The organism is Pseudomonas sp. NFACC41-3, assembly GCF_900109505.1.
Lineage (GTDB): Bacteria > Pseudomonadota > Gammaproteobacteria > Pseudomonadales > Pseudomonadaceae > Aquipseudomonas > Aquipseudomonas chlororaphis.
The window spans coordinates 1783131-1797960 of record NZ_FOAE01000001.1; the positions used below are offsets into that span (position 1 = coordinate 1783131).

General features: G+C 64.1%; 13 protein-coding genes. 2 read left to right on the plus strand and 11 right to left on the minus strand.

Annotated features, from left to right (window positions below; genetic code table 11):
- The first annotated feature begins 2 nt into the window (after nt 1-2).
- The gene (locus BMY68_RS08020) at nt 3-1205 is read left to right on the plus strand and encodes an MFS transporter (RefSeq protein ID WP_085530718.1); all 1203 of its coding nucleotides are present in this window, start codon (nt 3-5) and stop codon (nt 1203-1205) included.
- A 177-nt stretch (nt 1206-1382) separates the two neighbouring features.
- Here BMY68_RS08020 and BMY68_RS08025 read toward each other — a convergent pair whose 3' ends face one another.
- The 10 genes from BMY68_RS08025 to BMY68_RS08065 all read right to left on the minus strand — a co-directional run bounded on the left by BMY68_RS08025 (nt 1383) and on the right by BMY68_RS08065 (nt 11512).
- Nucleotides 1383-1934: a flavin reductase family protein gene (locus BMY68_RS08025; protein WP_085530717.1), complete on the minus strand. Its 552-nt coding sequence runs from the start codon at nt 1932-1934 to the stop codon at nt 1383-1385.
- Between the two features lie 24 nt (nt 1935-1958).
- Nucleotides 1959-3194, minus strand: a complete 1236-nt coding sequence (locus BMY68_RS08030) for a cation:proton antiporter (RefSeq protein WP_085530716.1) — start codon at nt 3192-3194, stop codon at nt 1959-1961.
- Nucleotides 3191-3349 carry a flavin reductase family protein gene (locus tag BMY68_RS08035; protein ID WP_085530715.1) on the minus strand — a complete coding sequence of 53 codons (159 nt, stop codon included), beginning with the start codon at nt 3347-3349 and terminating at the stop codon, nt 3191-3193. Before BMY68_RS08035 ends, BMY68_RS08030 begins: the two co-directional genes overlap by 4 nt.
- Nucleotides 3349-4440: a Rieske 2Fe-2S domain-containing protein gene (locus BMY68_RS08040; protein WP_085530714.1), complete on the minus strand. Its 1092-nt coding sequence runs from the start codon at nt 4438-4440 to the stop codon at nt 3349-3351. Before BMY68_RS08040 ends, BMY68_RS08035 begins: the two co-directional genes overlap by 1 nt.
- Before the next feature lie 24 nt (nt 4441-4464).
- Nucleotides 4465-6168 carry an NAD(P)/FAD-dependent oxidoreductase gene (locus BMY68_RS08045; RefSeq protein WP_085530713.1) on the minus strand — a complete coding sequence of 568 codons (1704 nt, stop codon included), beginning with the start codon at nt 6166-6168 and terminating at the stop codon, nt 4465-4467.
- Between the two features lie 42 nt (nt 6169-6210).
- Entirely contained in the window at nt 6211-7296 is a 1086-nt protein-coding gene (locus BMY68_RS08050) for a monodechloroaminopyrrolnitrin synthase PrnB family protein (RefSeq protein ID WP_085530712.1), read from the minus strand.
- A complete protein-coding gene (locus BMY68_RS08055; protein WP_085530711.1) occupies nt 7296-8912 on the minus strand; it encodes a tryptophan halogenase family protein in 1617 nt (538 codons plus the stop codon). The genes BMY68_RS08050 and BMY68_RS08055 overlap by 1 nt, the downstream gene beginning before the upstream one ends.
- A gap of 134 nt (nt 8913-9046) precedes the next feature.
- Nucleotides 9047-9196, minus strand: coding sequence for a hypothetical protein (locus BMY68_RS29845; RefSeq protein WP_175510702.1), 150 nt, complete (start codon nt 9194-9196; stop codon nt 9047-9049).
- A gap of 42 nt (nt 9197-9238) precedes the next feature.
- Nucleotides 9239-10645, minus strand: a complete 1407-nt coding sequence (locus tag BMY68_RS08060; RefSeq protein ID WP_085530710.1) for an NAD(P)/FAD-dependent oxidoreductase — start codon at nt 10643-10645, stop codon at nt 9239-9241.
- 51 nt (nt 10646-10696) lie between these two features.
- Entirely contained in the window at nt 10697-11512 is an 816-nt protein-coding gene (locus tag BMY68_RS08065) for a helix-turn-helix domain-containing protein (RefSeq protein ID WP_085530709.1), read from the minus strand.
- A gap of 287 nt (nt 11513-11799) precedes the next feature.
- On the opposite strand from BMY68_RS08065, the gene BMY68_RS08070 reads away from it, so the two are divergent.
- Nucleotides 11800-12069 carry a DUF1652 domain-containing protein gene (locus BMY68_RS08070; RefSeq protein ID WP_007924808.1) on the plus strand — a complete coding sequence of 90 codons (270 nt, stop codon included), beginning with the start codon at nt 11800-11802 and terminating at the stop codon, nt 12067-12069.
- 66 nt (nt 12070-12135) lie between these two features.
- Here BMY68_RS08070 and BMY68_RS08075 read toward each other — a convergent pair whose 3' ends face one another.
- Entirely contained in the window at nt 12136-14595 is a 2460-nt protein-coding gene (locus tag BMY68_RS08075) for a UvrD-helicase domain-containing protein (protein ID WP_085530708.1), read from the minus strand.
- Nucleotides 14596-14830: the final 235 nt, after the last annotated feature.

Genomic DNA, 14830 nt, shown 5'->3' on the forward strand with positions numbered 1-14830 from the left:
CCATGACCTCAACCAAGCCCGACACCCTCAGCTACGCCGTCGCCGATACCGAATATTGGCCCGCCGTGTTCAACGTGCTGTTTGCCGGCATTGCCGCAGCGCTGCATATCGGCAAGGCCACCATCGCCCTGCCGCAGCTGCAGCAGGAGTTTGGCCGGTCCCTGGAATCCCTGAGCTGGATCATGTCGGCCTTCCCCTTTATCGGGGTGTTCGGCGGCATCGCCGCCGGCATCCTCGTGCAGCGCTGGGGCGATCGCTATCTGCTGGCCCTCGGCCTTTTGATCATGTGCGCCGCCAGCGCGCTGGGTTCCAGCCTGCACGACTTCCATGGGCTGCTGGCCACGCGTTTTGTCGAAGGCCTGGGCTTCGTCATTGTGGTGGTCGCGGCGCCGGCGGTGCTCAATCGCCTGGTCCCGGCGCACAAACGCCACCTGGTGTTCGGCATCTGGAGCACCTTCATGGCGTTCGGTATCGGCACCTCGATGCTTATCGGGCCACTGCTCGGTGGCTGGCAACAGAGCTGGATCGCCGGCGCGGCCCTGACCCTGCTGGCGGCGCTGCTGTTGCCGTTGACCACGCCCAGGGACCCGCTGGCGCTGCGCCGCCAGACGCAATCCGCTTTGCGCCACTCGCTGAGCAGCGTGCTGCGCGCCCGCCAGCCGCTGCTGATGGCACTAATTTTCACCGCCTACAACCTGCAGTTCTTCGCGGTGATGGCCTTCCTGCCGGTGTTCCTCATGCAGCGGGTCGGGCTGTCGATCGCCAGCGCCGGGGTGATCAGCGCCGCGGTGGTGGCGGTCAATATCGTCGGCAACATCAGCGCCGGCCTGCTGCTGTCACGGGGCGCCCGCCCACAAGCGCTGCTCGCCGGCACCAGTATCGTCATGGGGCTTTCCGGGATGGGCATCTTTCTTTCGGTCACGCCGACCGGCCTGGTAATCCCTTTGTGTTTCTTCTTTTGCGCGGTGGCCGGCATGCTGCCCGCCACCCTTCTCGCCAGCACCTCGCTGACCTCGCCGGAACCCGCGCTGATCCCGCTGTGCCTGGGCCTGGTGATGCAAGGCAACTACCTGGGCCAGGTGCTCGCGCCCATTGCCCTGAGCGCCGCCGTCGCCTATGCCGGCTGGTCCGCCCCGGCGGCGCTGGTGCTGGCTGCAGCACTGCTGGGGGTGCTGCTGGCGATGCGCCTGAAGATAAAGCAATAAAAACGCCGCTCCCCGACGGCGGTCGCCAAATCGGGGAGCGGTGGCAATGCTTCAGCTGCCGGTGCGGATCCGGTCGATATTCAGCGGCATGGCTTCCAGGGCGAACAGCTTGCCCATATGTCCGGGCTCGGGTAGACCCTGGTGTCGTTCTTGATCCAAAAGATCACACAAACCGGGCTATTCGAGCTTAAGTGCTCTTTCTGCTCCATTGCTCCCCAAACCCCGGTATTGGCCTGCATGGAAGACCAGCGGTTCTGCGCCGCTGTATCGGTATTGTTCGATCTCGCCAATGAAGATCAGGTGGTCACCGCCCTCGTACTGGGTGACGTTGCGGCACACCAGCACTGCCACCACATCGTCCAGCACCGGGGCTCCCGCCTTGCCATAGGAATGAGCTACACCGGCGAACTTGTCAGCTGCTGCCCGTGCGAACTGCTCCGACAAGTGGTGCTGGTGCGCGCCCAGCACGTTGATGGCGAAGTGGCTCGCCGAGCAAAAATCCTTCAGGCTCGGTGCCGTGCGTGCCAGGCTCCAGAGCACCAGCGCCGGCGACAGCGACAGTGAGGAGAACGAGTTGGCGGTCACACCGACGTTGCGGCCGCCAGCGGTGCGCGTGGTAATCACGGTCACACCGGTAGCGAACTGCCCCAGCAGGTTGCGCAGTTCGCGGACACCGCGGCCCTCGGCATCGAGCAAATCGTGAGCCTTGGTTTCGGTGGCGGCATTCATGCTGATCTCTCCCCTCAAGCTGGCTCAGGCAGCCTGTTGGCTCATTGCGCGCGATTGCACGCGCAGCGTGAATCGAACCAGCGGTGCGGTCAGCGCCGTCGTCACCAGCGCGAACACCACGAGGATCGTGTAGACCCTTGGCGGAAGGATCTGCATCTGCAGACCGATTGACAGGACGATCAGCTCCATCAAGCCGCGCGTATTCATCAACGAGCTCACCAGCATCGCATCGTGTGGCGCAAGCCCGGTGGCACGCGCGCCCAGATAGCTGCCGCCGAACTTGCCGATGAATCCGCCCGCGAGGAATACACCGAACCACATCCATGATGCCGCGTCGTCGATCGTGCCGACCGACGCATGCAGCCCCGCATACGCGAAAAACACCGGCATCAGCACAAGCTTGACGAAACCTTCGACGTTGTCGCGCCACTCCTTCGCGACGCCGGGTACGCGCCGCACGAACAGCGCCGCCGCAAGCGCGCCAAATGCGCTATGAAATCCGATCAGCGACGTCGCGAGTGCCGACGCTATTACGAAGCAGAACAACACGGCCAAGCGGTCGCGCGCCGCATGCGCAGTCGATGCGAGCCGCGCAAGCGTCGGTCGAACCACGAAGCGCACCAGGAGCGCGCACAGCACCAGATACGCGAGCAGGCTGAGGAGCATGCGCGCAAATGCCCAGCCAGGCCCGCTCGATAGCGAGGCAATCGTTGCAAGCAGCATCCATCCGAGCGCATCCGTCAGCATCGCGGCAGACATTGCGTTCCGTGCGCCCACCATGGCGCTGAGCTCCAGGTCGTCGATGATGCGCGCCATCACCGGCACCGCCGATACCGCAAGTGCGACACCGCAGAAGAGTACATAGGGCAGCGCCGGCGCGTCGCTGGCGAGCGTGTCTTTCGAGACGATGGCGACGATCATGCCGATCGCGGCCGGTGCGACGAGCCCGCCCGCTGCGATCGCGACGGGCATGCGCCAGCGCTTGCCGCGCAGCGTCTCGCCCAACTCCATATGCAGACCGACCTGAAACATCAGCAGTATCAGGCCGACTTCGCTGACTTGCGCCATCGCTGACAGCGCACGTGGGCCGAACAACAGGTCGTAGAAACTCGGTGCGATCGCGCCGAACAGCGAAGGCCCCAACAGCAGACCGGCCGCGATCTCGCCGACGACCGCGCACTGGCCGAGCCGTTCGGCAATGCGGCCGCAGACGTTGCAGAGCGCAATCACCACCACGAGTTGCAACAGCCAGATAGTCATGAATACCTCGGCAAGAGCGACACCGACACGCAGCGGGTGGCTGCGAGCCCAAGCGGGCCCGCCGCGCCGTACGCCGTGATGACCGTGACGCCGCTCGCCAGCTTCGCGAGCGCCTGGCGCAGCGACGCGGCCGAGACCGGTTCGGCTTCACGCATCACCGCTCACTCGCGACGCGGTCGACCCAGCCTCGATAGAACGCACGGTACTTGAGCACGAGCTTGTCGTACTTGCTGTACGCGCCGCCGCCGTCCGGCTTCATCCCGTTCCAGATTTTGACGTCGTACCCCGCTGCCTGCCTGGTCTGCAGCCCGAACAGCACGAAGTCGGTCGCGCGGCGCAGGATGCCGCCCACCTTCTTGATCGAGATGAGCATGTGCATGACGTTCTTGCCGTCGCTCACCGGCGTCACACACTGGAGCAACTTGTATTTGACGTTTCCGTCCAGGGCGACGGTCATGACGCACCCGCCGGGGTAGCCATCGAAGTGCAGGTTCATCTGCGACATGTTCAGGCCGAGCGCGCGCGACAGCATGCCGAGGGGGCCGAAGTACCGGTCCACGGTGAAGTCGATCCCGGCACCGAACCACGCGCCCGCCAGGGCCAGCGACTCAACCTCCGGCCACCGGCGCCAATCGTCGAAGAGCTTGAGCTCGAAGGCCGAGACCGGGAGCGCGTGCACGGGGGTCGCGTGCTGCGCGTCGTAGAAGTTCTCGACGATCCGCAAGACCGCCGTCGTCGTCTCGAACGCGAAGTGCAGGTGCATGAAGTCGCCGTTGTCGACGTCAGCCGCGGCGATTTCAGGCAGCGGGTGCAGCGGCTGCGGGGAGCCGTACCAGACCCACACGTAGCCGTATCGCTCGACGGTGACCAACGTCGGCTGGCGCGCCCCGCGCGGCACGGGCTCCAGCCGGGGCACCGCCTGGCTGTGGCCGGGGATGTGAACGCACTGCCCCTGCTCGTCGTACCGCCAGTGGTGAAACGGGCACTGGATGCACCCGTCCTTGACCCGCCCGTCAGCCAGGTTCGCGCCTAGGTGCGAACAGTGGCGGTCCATCACCACGGCCCGCCCCGTCGCTCCGCGCCACGCCACGCACGGACGGCCGAAGAGCGTCAACTCCGTCGGCTTGTCCTTGAGGTCGTCCGAGCGCATCGCGACGTACCAGCTCGCGGCCAGGCGCGTGGTCGCGTCGTACGCCCCCGAGGGACGCTTCTTGATGCTCGCTTGATCCAATTGAATGTCGTTCATCGTTTTTCTGTCGTCGTCGGCCGACTACTTCTTCAGCGCCAAGCCGATGCGGGTCGTGACGTACGCCTTGAGCAGCGCGAACATCGGGTTGTAGTCGAAGTACTTTTTCACCTCTGCCGGCGCGCGGGTTTGCGTCCAGTACATCAGCTTCATCGCCGGCAGCAGGCTGTACTTCGAGTTGTTGAGCTGCGGCCTGTCCCCGGTGATGCAGTACCCGAAGCCGAACATCGGCTTGGCGAAGTCTCGTTCGTCGATGAGGGCATGAATCCGCGCCGCGGCTTCCTCGGCCGGCTTGCGCCCGGCGCTCACGGCCTCGACCTCGGCTTTGGCGTCGTTGAACAACTGGTAGTACTCCTCCATGTCCGCGCACAGGTACCCGAGGTACGGGGGATCGTTGTCGAGGTGATCGAGGTCGCCCTCGTCGCGCGACGCGCGGAACCTCGCGTGGGCTTGCACGAGCCGGAACTGCCCGAGGATTGTGCCGACCGCCCACAGCCTGTGGAACGCGTCCCATAGGCGGAAGTCCGAGAACGCCGTGTAGCAGCAGCTGACGAAGTCGTCGTTGTGGTCCAGAAGCTTTTGCTGCAGGCGCTCGATGTACTCGAAGCGCTCGGGGGAGAAGTCGTCGTCGCGCAGCGCCTTGATGAGGCGTGCCGCGAGCGCGTGGATGGTCACCGCGGTGTTCTCCAGCCCCCGGGAGAAGAGCGGGTCGATGAACCCGTTCGCATGCAGCATCAGGCAGTAGCGGTCGCCGACGCAGGCGTTCGACGAGAACTGCAGGCGGTCGGTCTTGACCCAGTCGCGCACCGGCACGGCGTCCCGGAACTGCGCCGCGATGCTCGGGAACCGCGCGAGGAACTCGTCGAATTCCTGCTGCGCGGAAATGTCCGTTTTCGGGTAGACACGCGGATCGAGCTGCAGGCCGACGCTCACCAGATTGTTGGTCGACCGCGGGTGGTTGTTGAACGGAATCACCCAGAGCCAGCCGCCCGTGAACATGTGGTGCAAGGTCCCTTCGTGCCAGCGCCAGCGCTGCCCCTTGACCTTGAAAATGTCGTCGAACGGCTTGACCCCGAGCATGTGCGTGTAGAGGCTGCGCGAGTGCGTCTTGAAGCGACACGGCTCTTCGCGGAGCCCGAACTTGGTCGCGAGCGGCGCGCGGGGCCCTCCGCAGTCGATCATGTACCGGCCGGTGAATCGATCGCCCTGGACGGTGGTCACCGCGACGCCGTCCTTGTCCGCGTGATAGTCGGTCACGCTCGTCTTCTGGCGGACCGTGCAGCCGTATTTGATGGCCGCTTGCAACAGATAGGCGTCGACGTCCTGCCGGTAATAATGGCTCTCCGGTCCCCACGGCAGCTCGGGAATCACGCACTGCGTGAACTCCTTCGGGTCGTGCTCCTGGCCGGGCTTGTGGAACACGAAGCCGAAGTTGCGCTTGATGCCCGTGCTCGACGCGACGTAGCGTTGCGTCGAGTAGAACGACGTGATGTGGTCGAGCTCCGGAATGCCGTAGCGATCGGCGATGATGCGGTTCATGAGAGACGTCTCGGGGATCGACGACTCGCCGATCGTGAACCGCGGGTGCGACGACTCCTCGATGATCAGCACGCGAAACTGTTGTTTGGCCAGGATGGCCCCCATCTGGGTGCCGGACATGCCCGAGCCGAGGATGATTACGTCGAAGTGGTTGCTATCGTGTCCGTTCGCGGGGCTCTTCTGAGTCATGGGGGCAAACTCTCCTTGTGAGATAACACCTGGTCGCGCGCATCAGGATTCGTCGAGCGCGGCGCGGATGCGGGACCGCGCGGCATACGTGAGCGTGAGTAGTTCACCGAGCATGCTGGGCGCGTACCCCCCGCTGCCGATTGTGGGGCCGCTTTGCCCGACTTCGTACGCCCGCTCCGCCAATTTGAGGTGAGGCGCCCGGAAGCGCAGCAGGACCTTGAAGACCCGCTCGAGGGCTGTCAGCCCAGCCCGGACGTGCTCGTCCCGCGCACCGACCGCTCGCGCCTCGTCGAGCGCGCGGTCGATGAGCGCCGGCTCTCCGGAGAACCGAGCGTAGACCGCCCTGTACGCGGGAAGCACGTAGGGCAGATACGTCTCTTTGAATTCTCGATAAGCTTGGTCGTCCGATTGCGAGCCCCACAGCACGTGCTCCAGCACGAAGAGGGGCATTTCTACAGCACCGGGGCCGAGGTAGCTCTGGCCCCCGACTCGGATCGGTTCGTAGAAGGGACGGAGCTCATCGTAGAAGACCTGCGGCGAGATGAAGCGGTACGCGTAGACGATCGATTCGACCATTTTCTGCAGATAGGCTTCCAGCTCGTCGCACCCTTGCGCGAATGCGGGCGACCGCAGGGGCACGTCGGACAGCTCGACGGTCATTGCGATGGCCGCCTCGAGGGCCGCCATCGAGATGCGCACGCTCTCGAGCAGGTGCACTTCGTCGGGCAGCCCGGTGTAGCTGCGCTGCGCGTCGGCCGTTGCGGGGTTCCAGACCGTCACATGCAAGAGTGTCTCGCGCGGCGGCAGGTCGGTCGCGCGCGCCAGGTCGAGCAGTACCGGCTCGAGCCCGGGCACCACGTCCGCGGGCTCGTGTCCGTGCCGCTTGAGCGACCCCAGGAAGAACCCGATGTCCCGCATCGCGGCGGCGGCTTCGACGAAGCCCCAGTCGGAGGGCACGCCGCGCGCCGGGAGGAACTCGCGCAGCAGGCCGATGATGCCGGGCACATCCTTGTTACGGTTCAGGCCCGGCAACTGCAGAACGAGCGAGCGCGCCTGCAGCGGATCGCAGGCCGCCACGGCAGCGTGCGTGGCCGCGAATGCGCCTACCCGGTCCAAGGTGCGTTCCACTACAGGGTTTCCTGCGTCGCGAGCGTCGGTCCGCGCTGGCTGTGAGACAGCCCCGCGTCGCCGTCACGCAGCGACCGCAGGTAGTCGTAGTTTGTCGGCAGGCTCGTGCGCAGACGCTCGGTCTCGCGCCGGATGCTGGCGAACATCGCCTCGGCCTTCTCGATCGACTCCGGTCGGTGCTGCAAGAGCGGCAGCGACCGGTCGGGCAGCATGCCCAAGCCGGCAAAGATGCAGTAGTAGTTGCCGTTCAACCAGAAGTTCTTGAATTCGTAGTCGAAGGTCTCGTAGTACGTGGAATCGTCGAACGACGTGGTGGTCAGCGGCAGCCCCGCCTTGTAGCGCTGAACCTTCTCTTTGATGGCGTCCGAGAGCCGCAGGTCGTGCCGGTTCGCGAGCCAGAACGGCGTGTCTTCGCGCGACGCGGTGAAATAGTGCGCTTGGACGAAATCTCGGCAGTCGTCGAACATGTAGACGATTTCGGCGTTGAATGCGTCGCTCAACCGCGGGTCGAACGAGGTGTCGGGGAAGTGCTTCACGAGTTGGTAAAGCGCCGCGTAGATGAAGTAGATTCCCGTCGATTCCAGGGGCTCCAGAAAGCACGACGACAGCCCGATCGAGACGCAGTTGTTGACCCACGCCCGCTTGTTGCGCCCGACCCGGAACTTGATCTGGTTGAGCGGCTGATTGTCCGAGAGGCCCCAGAGGTTGAGGAAGTCGGCGGTGGCCTGGTCGCGCGAGGTGAACTTGCTCGAGAAGACGTAGCCGCTGCCGAACCGGCCCAGCATCGGAATCTTCCAGGTCCACCCCGAGTTCATGGCGATCGCGGAGGTGTACGGCTCGACCCCCTCGCGCGCGTCGTCGTTGGGCACGGCGCTGGCGACCGCGCTGTCGCACAACAGGTAGTCGGACATGTCGATGAAGGGCTCCTTCAGGGCCTGATTGATCAGGAGCCCCCGCATGCCGGAGCAGTCGATGAACAGGTCCGCCTCCAGCGTCCGTCCCTCCTTGGTGAACAGGCTGGAGATGTAGCCGCGCTCGTTCAGGTGAACGTCCACGACCTCGTCGACCACGCGCTTCACCCCGCGTTCGACGGCCCAGCGCTTCAAGAAGTCGGCCACCAGGTGCGCGTCGAAGTGCCACGCGTGGGACATCTGGCGGGTGCCGTCGGGCAGGCACGGTGCCAGCTTGCCGTCGAGCGCCCCGGCCTGCGGGTAGCACGCGTACTCCATTGGCTGCTGGAAGCCCTGTTCGCGCTTGCGCAGCCAGTAGTGGGTAAGCGGCACGCCGTCGCAGTTCGGCACGTTGCCGAACAAATGGTAGAAATGATCGTCGCGCGAGGAGCCGGGAGACTTCCTCCAGTTCACGAACTTGATCGCGGCCTTGAACGCGCCGTTCACTTGGGGCATCCACTCCCGCTCCGGTATCCCGAGGAAGTCGAAGAACACCTTCTGCAAACTTGGGATGGTCGCCTCGCCCACGCCGATCCGGGGGATCGCTTCAGACTCGATGAGCGTAATGTTCGCCTGCTGTTGGAGCGCCCGGACGAGGTACGAGGCGGCCATCCAGCCCGCAGTGCCGCCGCCCACGATGACGATATTCTTGATCGGCTTGTTCATAACACTCCTTGTTTCAAGGCGGACTGCCTGTAACGGCCGCCAGCCTCCGTGCATCCGTGCAAGAAGCACATCAATGTGCTTGTGAGATTTAGACTCTAGCCTGCCGGAAAAGCGACGCAAATTCTGTTTCCGAATTAACAAACTAAAACGCAAAGGCATTCGGTATAACGAAAAGTCAGTTTGTCGACCTGAGTGATGTTCGCAACATTGGCGGCGATCACGGCCACCGGAGTCGATTGCTCCAGGGTGACGTGGGCGGTGTTCTTGAATTGAGTGATGCTCATGGCGCTACCTGTCGATAGAAAAAACCGCTGTCAAAAACCTGATTAGTGCATTAGGCCTTCCATGAAGCCCGCCACCCGGCTGGCCAGCCGCCGGCGCCAGGGCGGCGTGGCCGGGTTGGCCAGGGCCTGGTCTTCATGGACGAAGCTGCGAATGATCGCGTTGTAGCCCAGCCAGCGGCACGGCTCCGGCTCCCAGGCACGCAAGGCGTCGAGGCCGCCCTCGGGGATCACCCAGGGCTGGCGGGTCAGCTCACTGTCGCGTTCGAGGATCAGCGCGGCCAGGGTCCGCCCGCCGAGGTTACTGGCGCCCACGCCTTCGCCGCCGTAGCCGCCGGACAAGGCGATGCCGCGCTGGCGGTCGCAGAGCATGTGCGGCCGGAAGTGCCGGGACATACCCAGGTTGCCGCCCCAGGAATGGGTGATCCGCACGTTTTTCAGCTGCGGGAAAAGCTCGCTGAACAGGTAGCGCCGCAACTCGACTTCACTGCGGGTCAGGTCGAAGTCGTGACGCAGCTTGCCGGCGAACTGGTAACCGCCGCGGGCGCCGAACACCAGGCGGTTATCCGCGGTGCGCTGGCCGTAGGTCACCTGGCGACTGCTTTCGCTGAACGCCTGGCCCTGGTTCAGGCCGATCTCGTCCCAGGTCGCGGCCGACAAGGGCTCAGTGGCCACCAGCAGGCTTTGCACCGGCAGCTGGTAACGGCCCAGGGGCGGCAAGGTCACCGAATAGCCCTCCACCGCCGGCACTATCCAGCGGCAACGCACGCTGGCCCTGGCGGTTTGCAGGCTGCCGGCCTGCCAGTGGCTGACCGGGCTGTTTTCGTAGATGCGCACGCCCAGGCGCTCCACGGCCCGGGCCAGGCCGCGCACCAGCTTGGCCGGCTGGATGGTCGCGCAATGGGGCGCGTAAATGCCGCCGTAGGCCTTGGCCACGCGGATCTGCCGGGCCAGTTGCTCGGGGCTCAGCCAGCGGTAGTCGCGCTCGTCGAGGCCCTGGCGATAGAGCTTGTCCAGGTAGCGGCGCTGGGTGATTTCCTGCTCGGGGTAACGCGCCGCGCAATACAGCACCCCGCCCTTGCGGTAATCGCAGTCGATGCCTTCGCGTTCAAGGACGATGGCCACTTCATCGGGAATGCCGTGCAGCAGGTCGAAGGAAGCGCGACGCTGTTCGGGGCTCAGCCCGGCCAACAACCGGTCCTCCCCCAAAAGGTTGCCCATCAGCCAGCCGCCGTTGCGCCCGGAGGCGCCGAAGCCGGCGGTCTGCGCCTCGACGATGGCGATGTTCAGGGTCGGCGCCAGGCGCTTGAGGTAATAGGCGGTCCACAGCCCGGTATAACCGGCGCCGATGATCGCCACGTCGACATCCAGGTCCTGCTCCAGCGACGGCCGGGCCAGCAGCGGCTCGTCGAGCTGATCCATCCACAAACTGATATTGCGCCACGCTGGCATACACGCACTCCGCCACCCGAACTTCGATGGCGCCGATCCTAGTGCCTGGGCTCAGGGGTTGTCTTGTGCGCGTGCACGCAAAGAAATTTGCCTGGCGTAGGCCTTGGGCGACAGGCCGGTATGCTGGCGGAAACAGCTGTAGAACGCCGACAGCGAGTTGAAGCCAGCGGCGAACGCCAGCTCGTCGATGCGCACCGGCGGCGTCGCCTGGTCCAGGGCCGCCAGCAGATGCTGCAGGCGCGCCTGGTTCACATAGCGGTAGAAACTCTGCCCCAGCACCTGGTTGAGCAGGTAGGAGATCTGGTTGCGGCTGTAGCCGCACTCCTTCGCCACCCGCTGCAGGTCCAGTTCCGGGTCGAGGTACGGCTGCTGGCGCTCGAAGTACTGCTGCAGGTCCTCGGCCATGAAGCTCAACTGGCGCGGCGACAGGCCCAGGCGGCTGACCGCCGGCCGCGCGCTGCCTTGGGCCTTGCCCGGCGCGGTCTCGCGCACCAGCGAAGCGTATTCGTTGACGCGCCAGATCAGGCCGTCACGCACGGTGATCGCCTCGCTCGCGCGAAACGACACCAGGCCCTGCCCGCCACGCAGGGTCACCTGGTATTGAATGAACGCGGTGTTGCCGTCCAGGCGGATGCGGTCGCTGTGCTCCAGGGCCTCGTCAGGCGCGCGCGGCATGCTGTTGCGCACGTATTCGCGCAGCTCGTCCAGGCCCAGGGTGCGGTTCTGGAAAAAGTCGTTGTACTGGATTTGCGGGTGATACAGCGCCATGACGCCATCGAGGTCGCGGTGCTTCCAGCACAGGTGATAGCGCAGCACCGTCTCGCCGGTGGCCTGGGTTTGCGCCGGGCCATCATCAAGGGAAGACATAGGGGCAGAGATAACGGCTCAGGGGATGGAAAGGCGCAGCTTGCCGAAGTTCGTCCAGCGCTTCAATGGCCAATGCATGGCCCCTGGATACTGGCGTTTTGCCTAAACCGCGGGCGGAAATGACCTGCATCAAAAAAGTGCAAGACAATCGCCAAACGGCCTGAAAAAAACCGTTGAATGTCATATCCCGGTGCTATTTTTAAAAGCTCCACAGGTTGGTCCAGTGACGGTCCTTCCATACCTACCGCGAGCACAAGGAAGCGCTCAATGATCAAGGTGGGCAATCCATGAATAGAGTCTCCGCCAGCAAAGTCACCTTTCCCAACGCCTGCCAGCTGATGCGCTGGCACTTTCACCCCATGGGCTTCGAGGCCAGCATGGATGCACCCGGCAGCATGATCGCCCGGCTCTTCGATCGTGCCAGCGGCGAGACCATGATCGCCATTGCCGGCATCCCCTGCGCCACCGTGATGAACGCCACCGATGTCGAGCGAATAATCGAGGCGGTGGAAGACGAGCTGGAGGCCTTCATGCCGCCACTCGCCTTGAAAGCCTAGGGTCGCTCTGCTCCTGGCCCCAGGCCGCTCCAGACTGTTTTCAAGCCCGCCGTTGTGCGGGCTTTTTCAGGCCCGCAGGTCGGCGAAGAACGGCTTGCCCTGGGGAATCCGGTCCGACGCCTTGGGTGCATTGGCCGCCTGGGTATCCGGGCGGTCCACATACCAGTAGCAATGTTTCACCGCCCGGGTGATGCCGACATAGGCCAGGCGCAAGGTCTCGTCCTTCTGCGCATTGTCGTAGGGCTCGCTGTCGCCATCCTTGCCCAGCCCGGCCATGCGATAGACCTGGTTCTTGTAGGGCGAACTGGTCAGGTGCTGGCAATCGCCCAGCAGGAACACCGCATCCGCCTGCAAGCCCTTGGAGCTGTGATAGGTCAGTTGCTTGAAGCGTCGATCCTCGGCTGGCAATCTAGAATCAACATTAACTATTGGTAAAATATGCTCTTCAATCAATGATTTATCGCTACTTTTTCGAAACAGCATCAAGATTGAATCGCCATTGCGATAGTGCTCCGCCAGCCGTGCCGCAAGCCCCTGGTCATCGCGGTCCAGCACATTCACCGGTGACACTTCCTTGGGTTCGCCGCTGGCCTTGGCCTTCTTCCCGGCAATCGCCGGCGCGGCGCGGACGATATGTTCCGCCGCGTCGATGATGTGCTGGTGGCTGCGATAGTTCTCGCTGAGCATCACCCGGGTGTTGGCCGGCGACGGGAATTCCTTGTTGAACTCCATGAAGAATTTCGGCGAACTGCCGCGCCAGCCGTAGATCGACTGCCAGTCGTCCCCCACGCAGAGCAACGACGAGCGCTGTGCCCCGCGGCCGACATGCATTGCCGGCCCGCGACTGCGGATCTCGCGCAGGCTGGCGCGAATCCACGAGACGATCTGCGGCGAGACGTCCTGGAATTCGTCGATCATCAGGTGCGACATCGGCCGCAAGCGCTCATCGCTGAGCAGCTTGAAGTTCTCCGGGGTGTTCTCGCCGAACAGCGCGAACATGCGGTTGTAGCTCATGATCGGCGGTGACTGGTCGAGCAGATGATCATCCAGCGCCCGCCAGAACAGGCTCAAGGCCTCGAAGAAAAAGCGGTCCGGGTCGTCCCGGGCAAACACCATCTGGCCCACGGCCACCGAGACGTCCAGCCCAAGGTTCTCGATAAACCCGGCCGCTGCGACAAAACAGTCCAGCAACGGCGCCGACGCCAGCTCACCCTTGACCTTGTAATCGAAGCCCGGCCCGGCACTGGCATCCCCGGCCAGGGACGACAGGACGCGCTTTGCCGAATCGTAACTATCCAGCCAAATCATCGGCTTACGGCAGAAAGCTTGAAACAGGGTGCGCTTTACCGCCCACTCCGCGCGCACCGAAAGCTTCGATCCGGGGCGACTCAGCTGCGGGTTTTCCCGAGGGTCGAACCCCAGCACCACCCAGGCATCCAGCTCGGCGACGTAGCCGTGGCAATGGAACTGCGAGCCGTTGATCTCGACCGTCTGCCGGTTCGGCTCGATGCCCTTGATCGGCCAGGCGCCGGCACGAAACCACAGGTCTTCCAGGGTGTCGCACAGCTCTTCGTCGCGCTTGGCCGCCAGTTCGGTCACGGCCATGCGTTTTTGCACGTCCGGGTGATCGCGCTCCAACTCCTTGAGCTGCAGGGCATGGCGCAGCAACGGCTTGATCGCCTCGCGAAAACGCCCGTCACGCCGGTGCAGGGCGTGGTAACAGGCATTCAGGTGCTTGCGCTGGGCGTCGTTGATCCGCAGGTCGAAGGGATTGCTGTCGACCTCCAGATCCCCCGCCACCGGGCGATCGCTGAGGTTTTCGAACGCCTGCAGGCGCTCGAAACCCGGCAGGCTGCGGACCATCGGCAGGATGCGCGAGTGAAAGGTGCGCACCAGTTCCCGCGCCTCCTTGAGGCCCAGGGGCCGGCCCCAGAGCGCGAACACTTCCAGCAGCTTGTTGATGAAGTCCTTGCGCGACTCGCGGGTGAAGGTCACCACGGTCATCGAGTCGAGCTCGAAGCCCAGGTAATGGTTGAGCAGCAGGATGCGCAGGACCAGGGAAGTCGACTTGCCCGCGCCAGCGCCGGCAATCACCGAGGTGGACGGGGTTTCGCTGAAGATCATCTTCCATTGCGCGCTGCTGGGTTGGGCATGGGCCGGCAGCAGGCGGCCAACATCGGCCTTGATGCGCTTCTTCAGTTCGGCGCTCAGCGGCAGGCGCCAGTCGTCGAACAGATAATCGTCTACCCCGGGCGCCGGATGCTCGGTGGAGCGGCTGTCGCGAATCAGCAGGACCTGACGGCCCTGCTCCAGTCCCTCGGCCTTGCCCTCCTGGTAACCGTATTCCACCCCGGCGGTATGCCCGCTGCGAAAGCCGTCCGCCTGGCCATGCAACCAGGACGCGCGATGCTGGGCGCGCAAGCGACTGAGGCCATGACCGAAGAACCTGGCCGCCAAGCGCTTGAGCAGCGGCATTTCGGCCAGGGGCAAGAGTTCGGGAGGAAGATCGGGGGTGTGTTGCGGCACGCTGACTCCAGGGTGTGAGGCTGTGTGGGACGGTATGGTCGCTTCATTCGTCGATGACTTCTAGTGAAATGCTTACAGGTCATTCACTTAAGCCCCGAACTGAATGTTTGGAGGCAGAAGAAAGACTCCAAAATATATCTATTTATTAGATCTGATAACGGCAGTTTTTGCGCTTTTTATCGATGCTTTGCTGATGGATGATGAGCGCCATCAATCACCGGTCTCGTTCTGCGGC

Coding starts and splice junctions, on each gene's coding strand:
- BMY68_RS08020 (WP_085530718.1), top strand. CDS start 3: ATGACCTCAACCAAGCCCGACACCCTCAGCTACGCCGTCGCCGATACC.
- BMY68_RS08055 (WP_085530711.1), bottom strand. CDS start 8,912: ATGAACAAGCCGATCAAGAATATCGTCATCGTGGGCGGCGGCACTGCG.
- BMY68_RS08065 (WP_085530709.1), bottom strand. CDS start 11,512: ATGTCTTCCCTTGATGATGGCCCGGCGCAAACCCAGGCCACCGGCGAG.
- BMY68_RS08045 (WP_085530713.1), bottom strand. CDS start 6,168: ATGACTCAGAAGAGCCCCGCGAACGGACACGATAGCAACCACTTCGAC.
- BMY68_RS08035 (WP_085530715.1), bottom strand. CDS start 3,349: ATGCGTGAAGCCGAACCGGTCTCGGCCGCGTCGCTGCGCCAGGCGCTC.
- BMY68_RS29845 (WP_175510702.1), bottom strand. CDS start 9,196: ATGAGCATCACTCAATTCAAGAACACCGCCCACGTCACCCTGGAGCAA.
- BMY68_RS08025 (WP_085530717.1), bottom strand. CDS start 1,934: ATGAATGCCGCCACCGAAACCAAGGCTCACGATTTGCTCGATGCCGAG.
- BMY68_RS08040 (WP_085530714.1), bottom strand. CDS start 4,440: ATGAACGACATTCAATTGGATCAAGCGAGCATCAAGAAGCGTCCCTCG.
- BMY68_RS08030 (WP_085530716.1), bottom strand. CDS start 3,194: ATGACTATCTGGCTGTTGCAACTCGTGGTGGTGATTGCGCTCTGCAAC.
- BMY68_RS08060 (WP_085530710.1), bottom strand. CDS start 10,645: ATGCCAGCGTGGCGCAATATCAGTTTGTGGATGGATCAGCTCGACGAG.
- BMY68_RS08070 (WP_007924808.1), top strand. CDS start 11,800: ATGAATAGAGTCTCCGCCAGCAAAGTCACCTTTCCCAACGCCTGCCAG.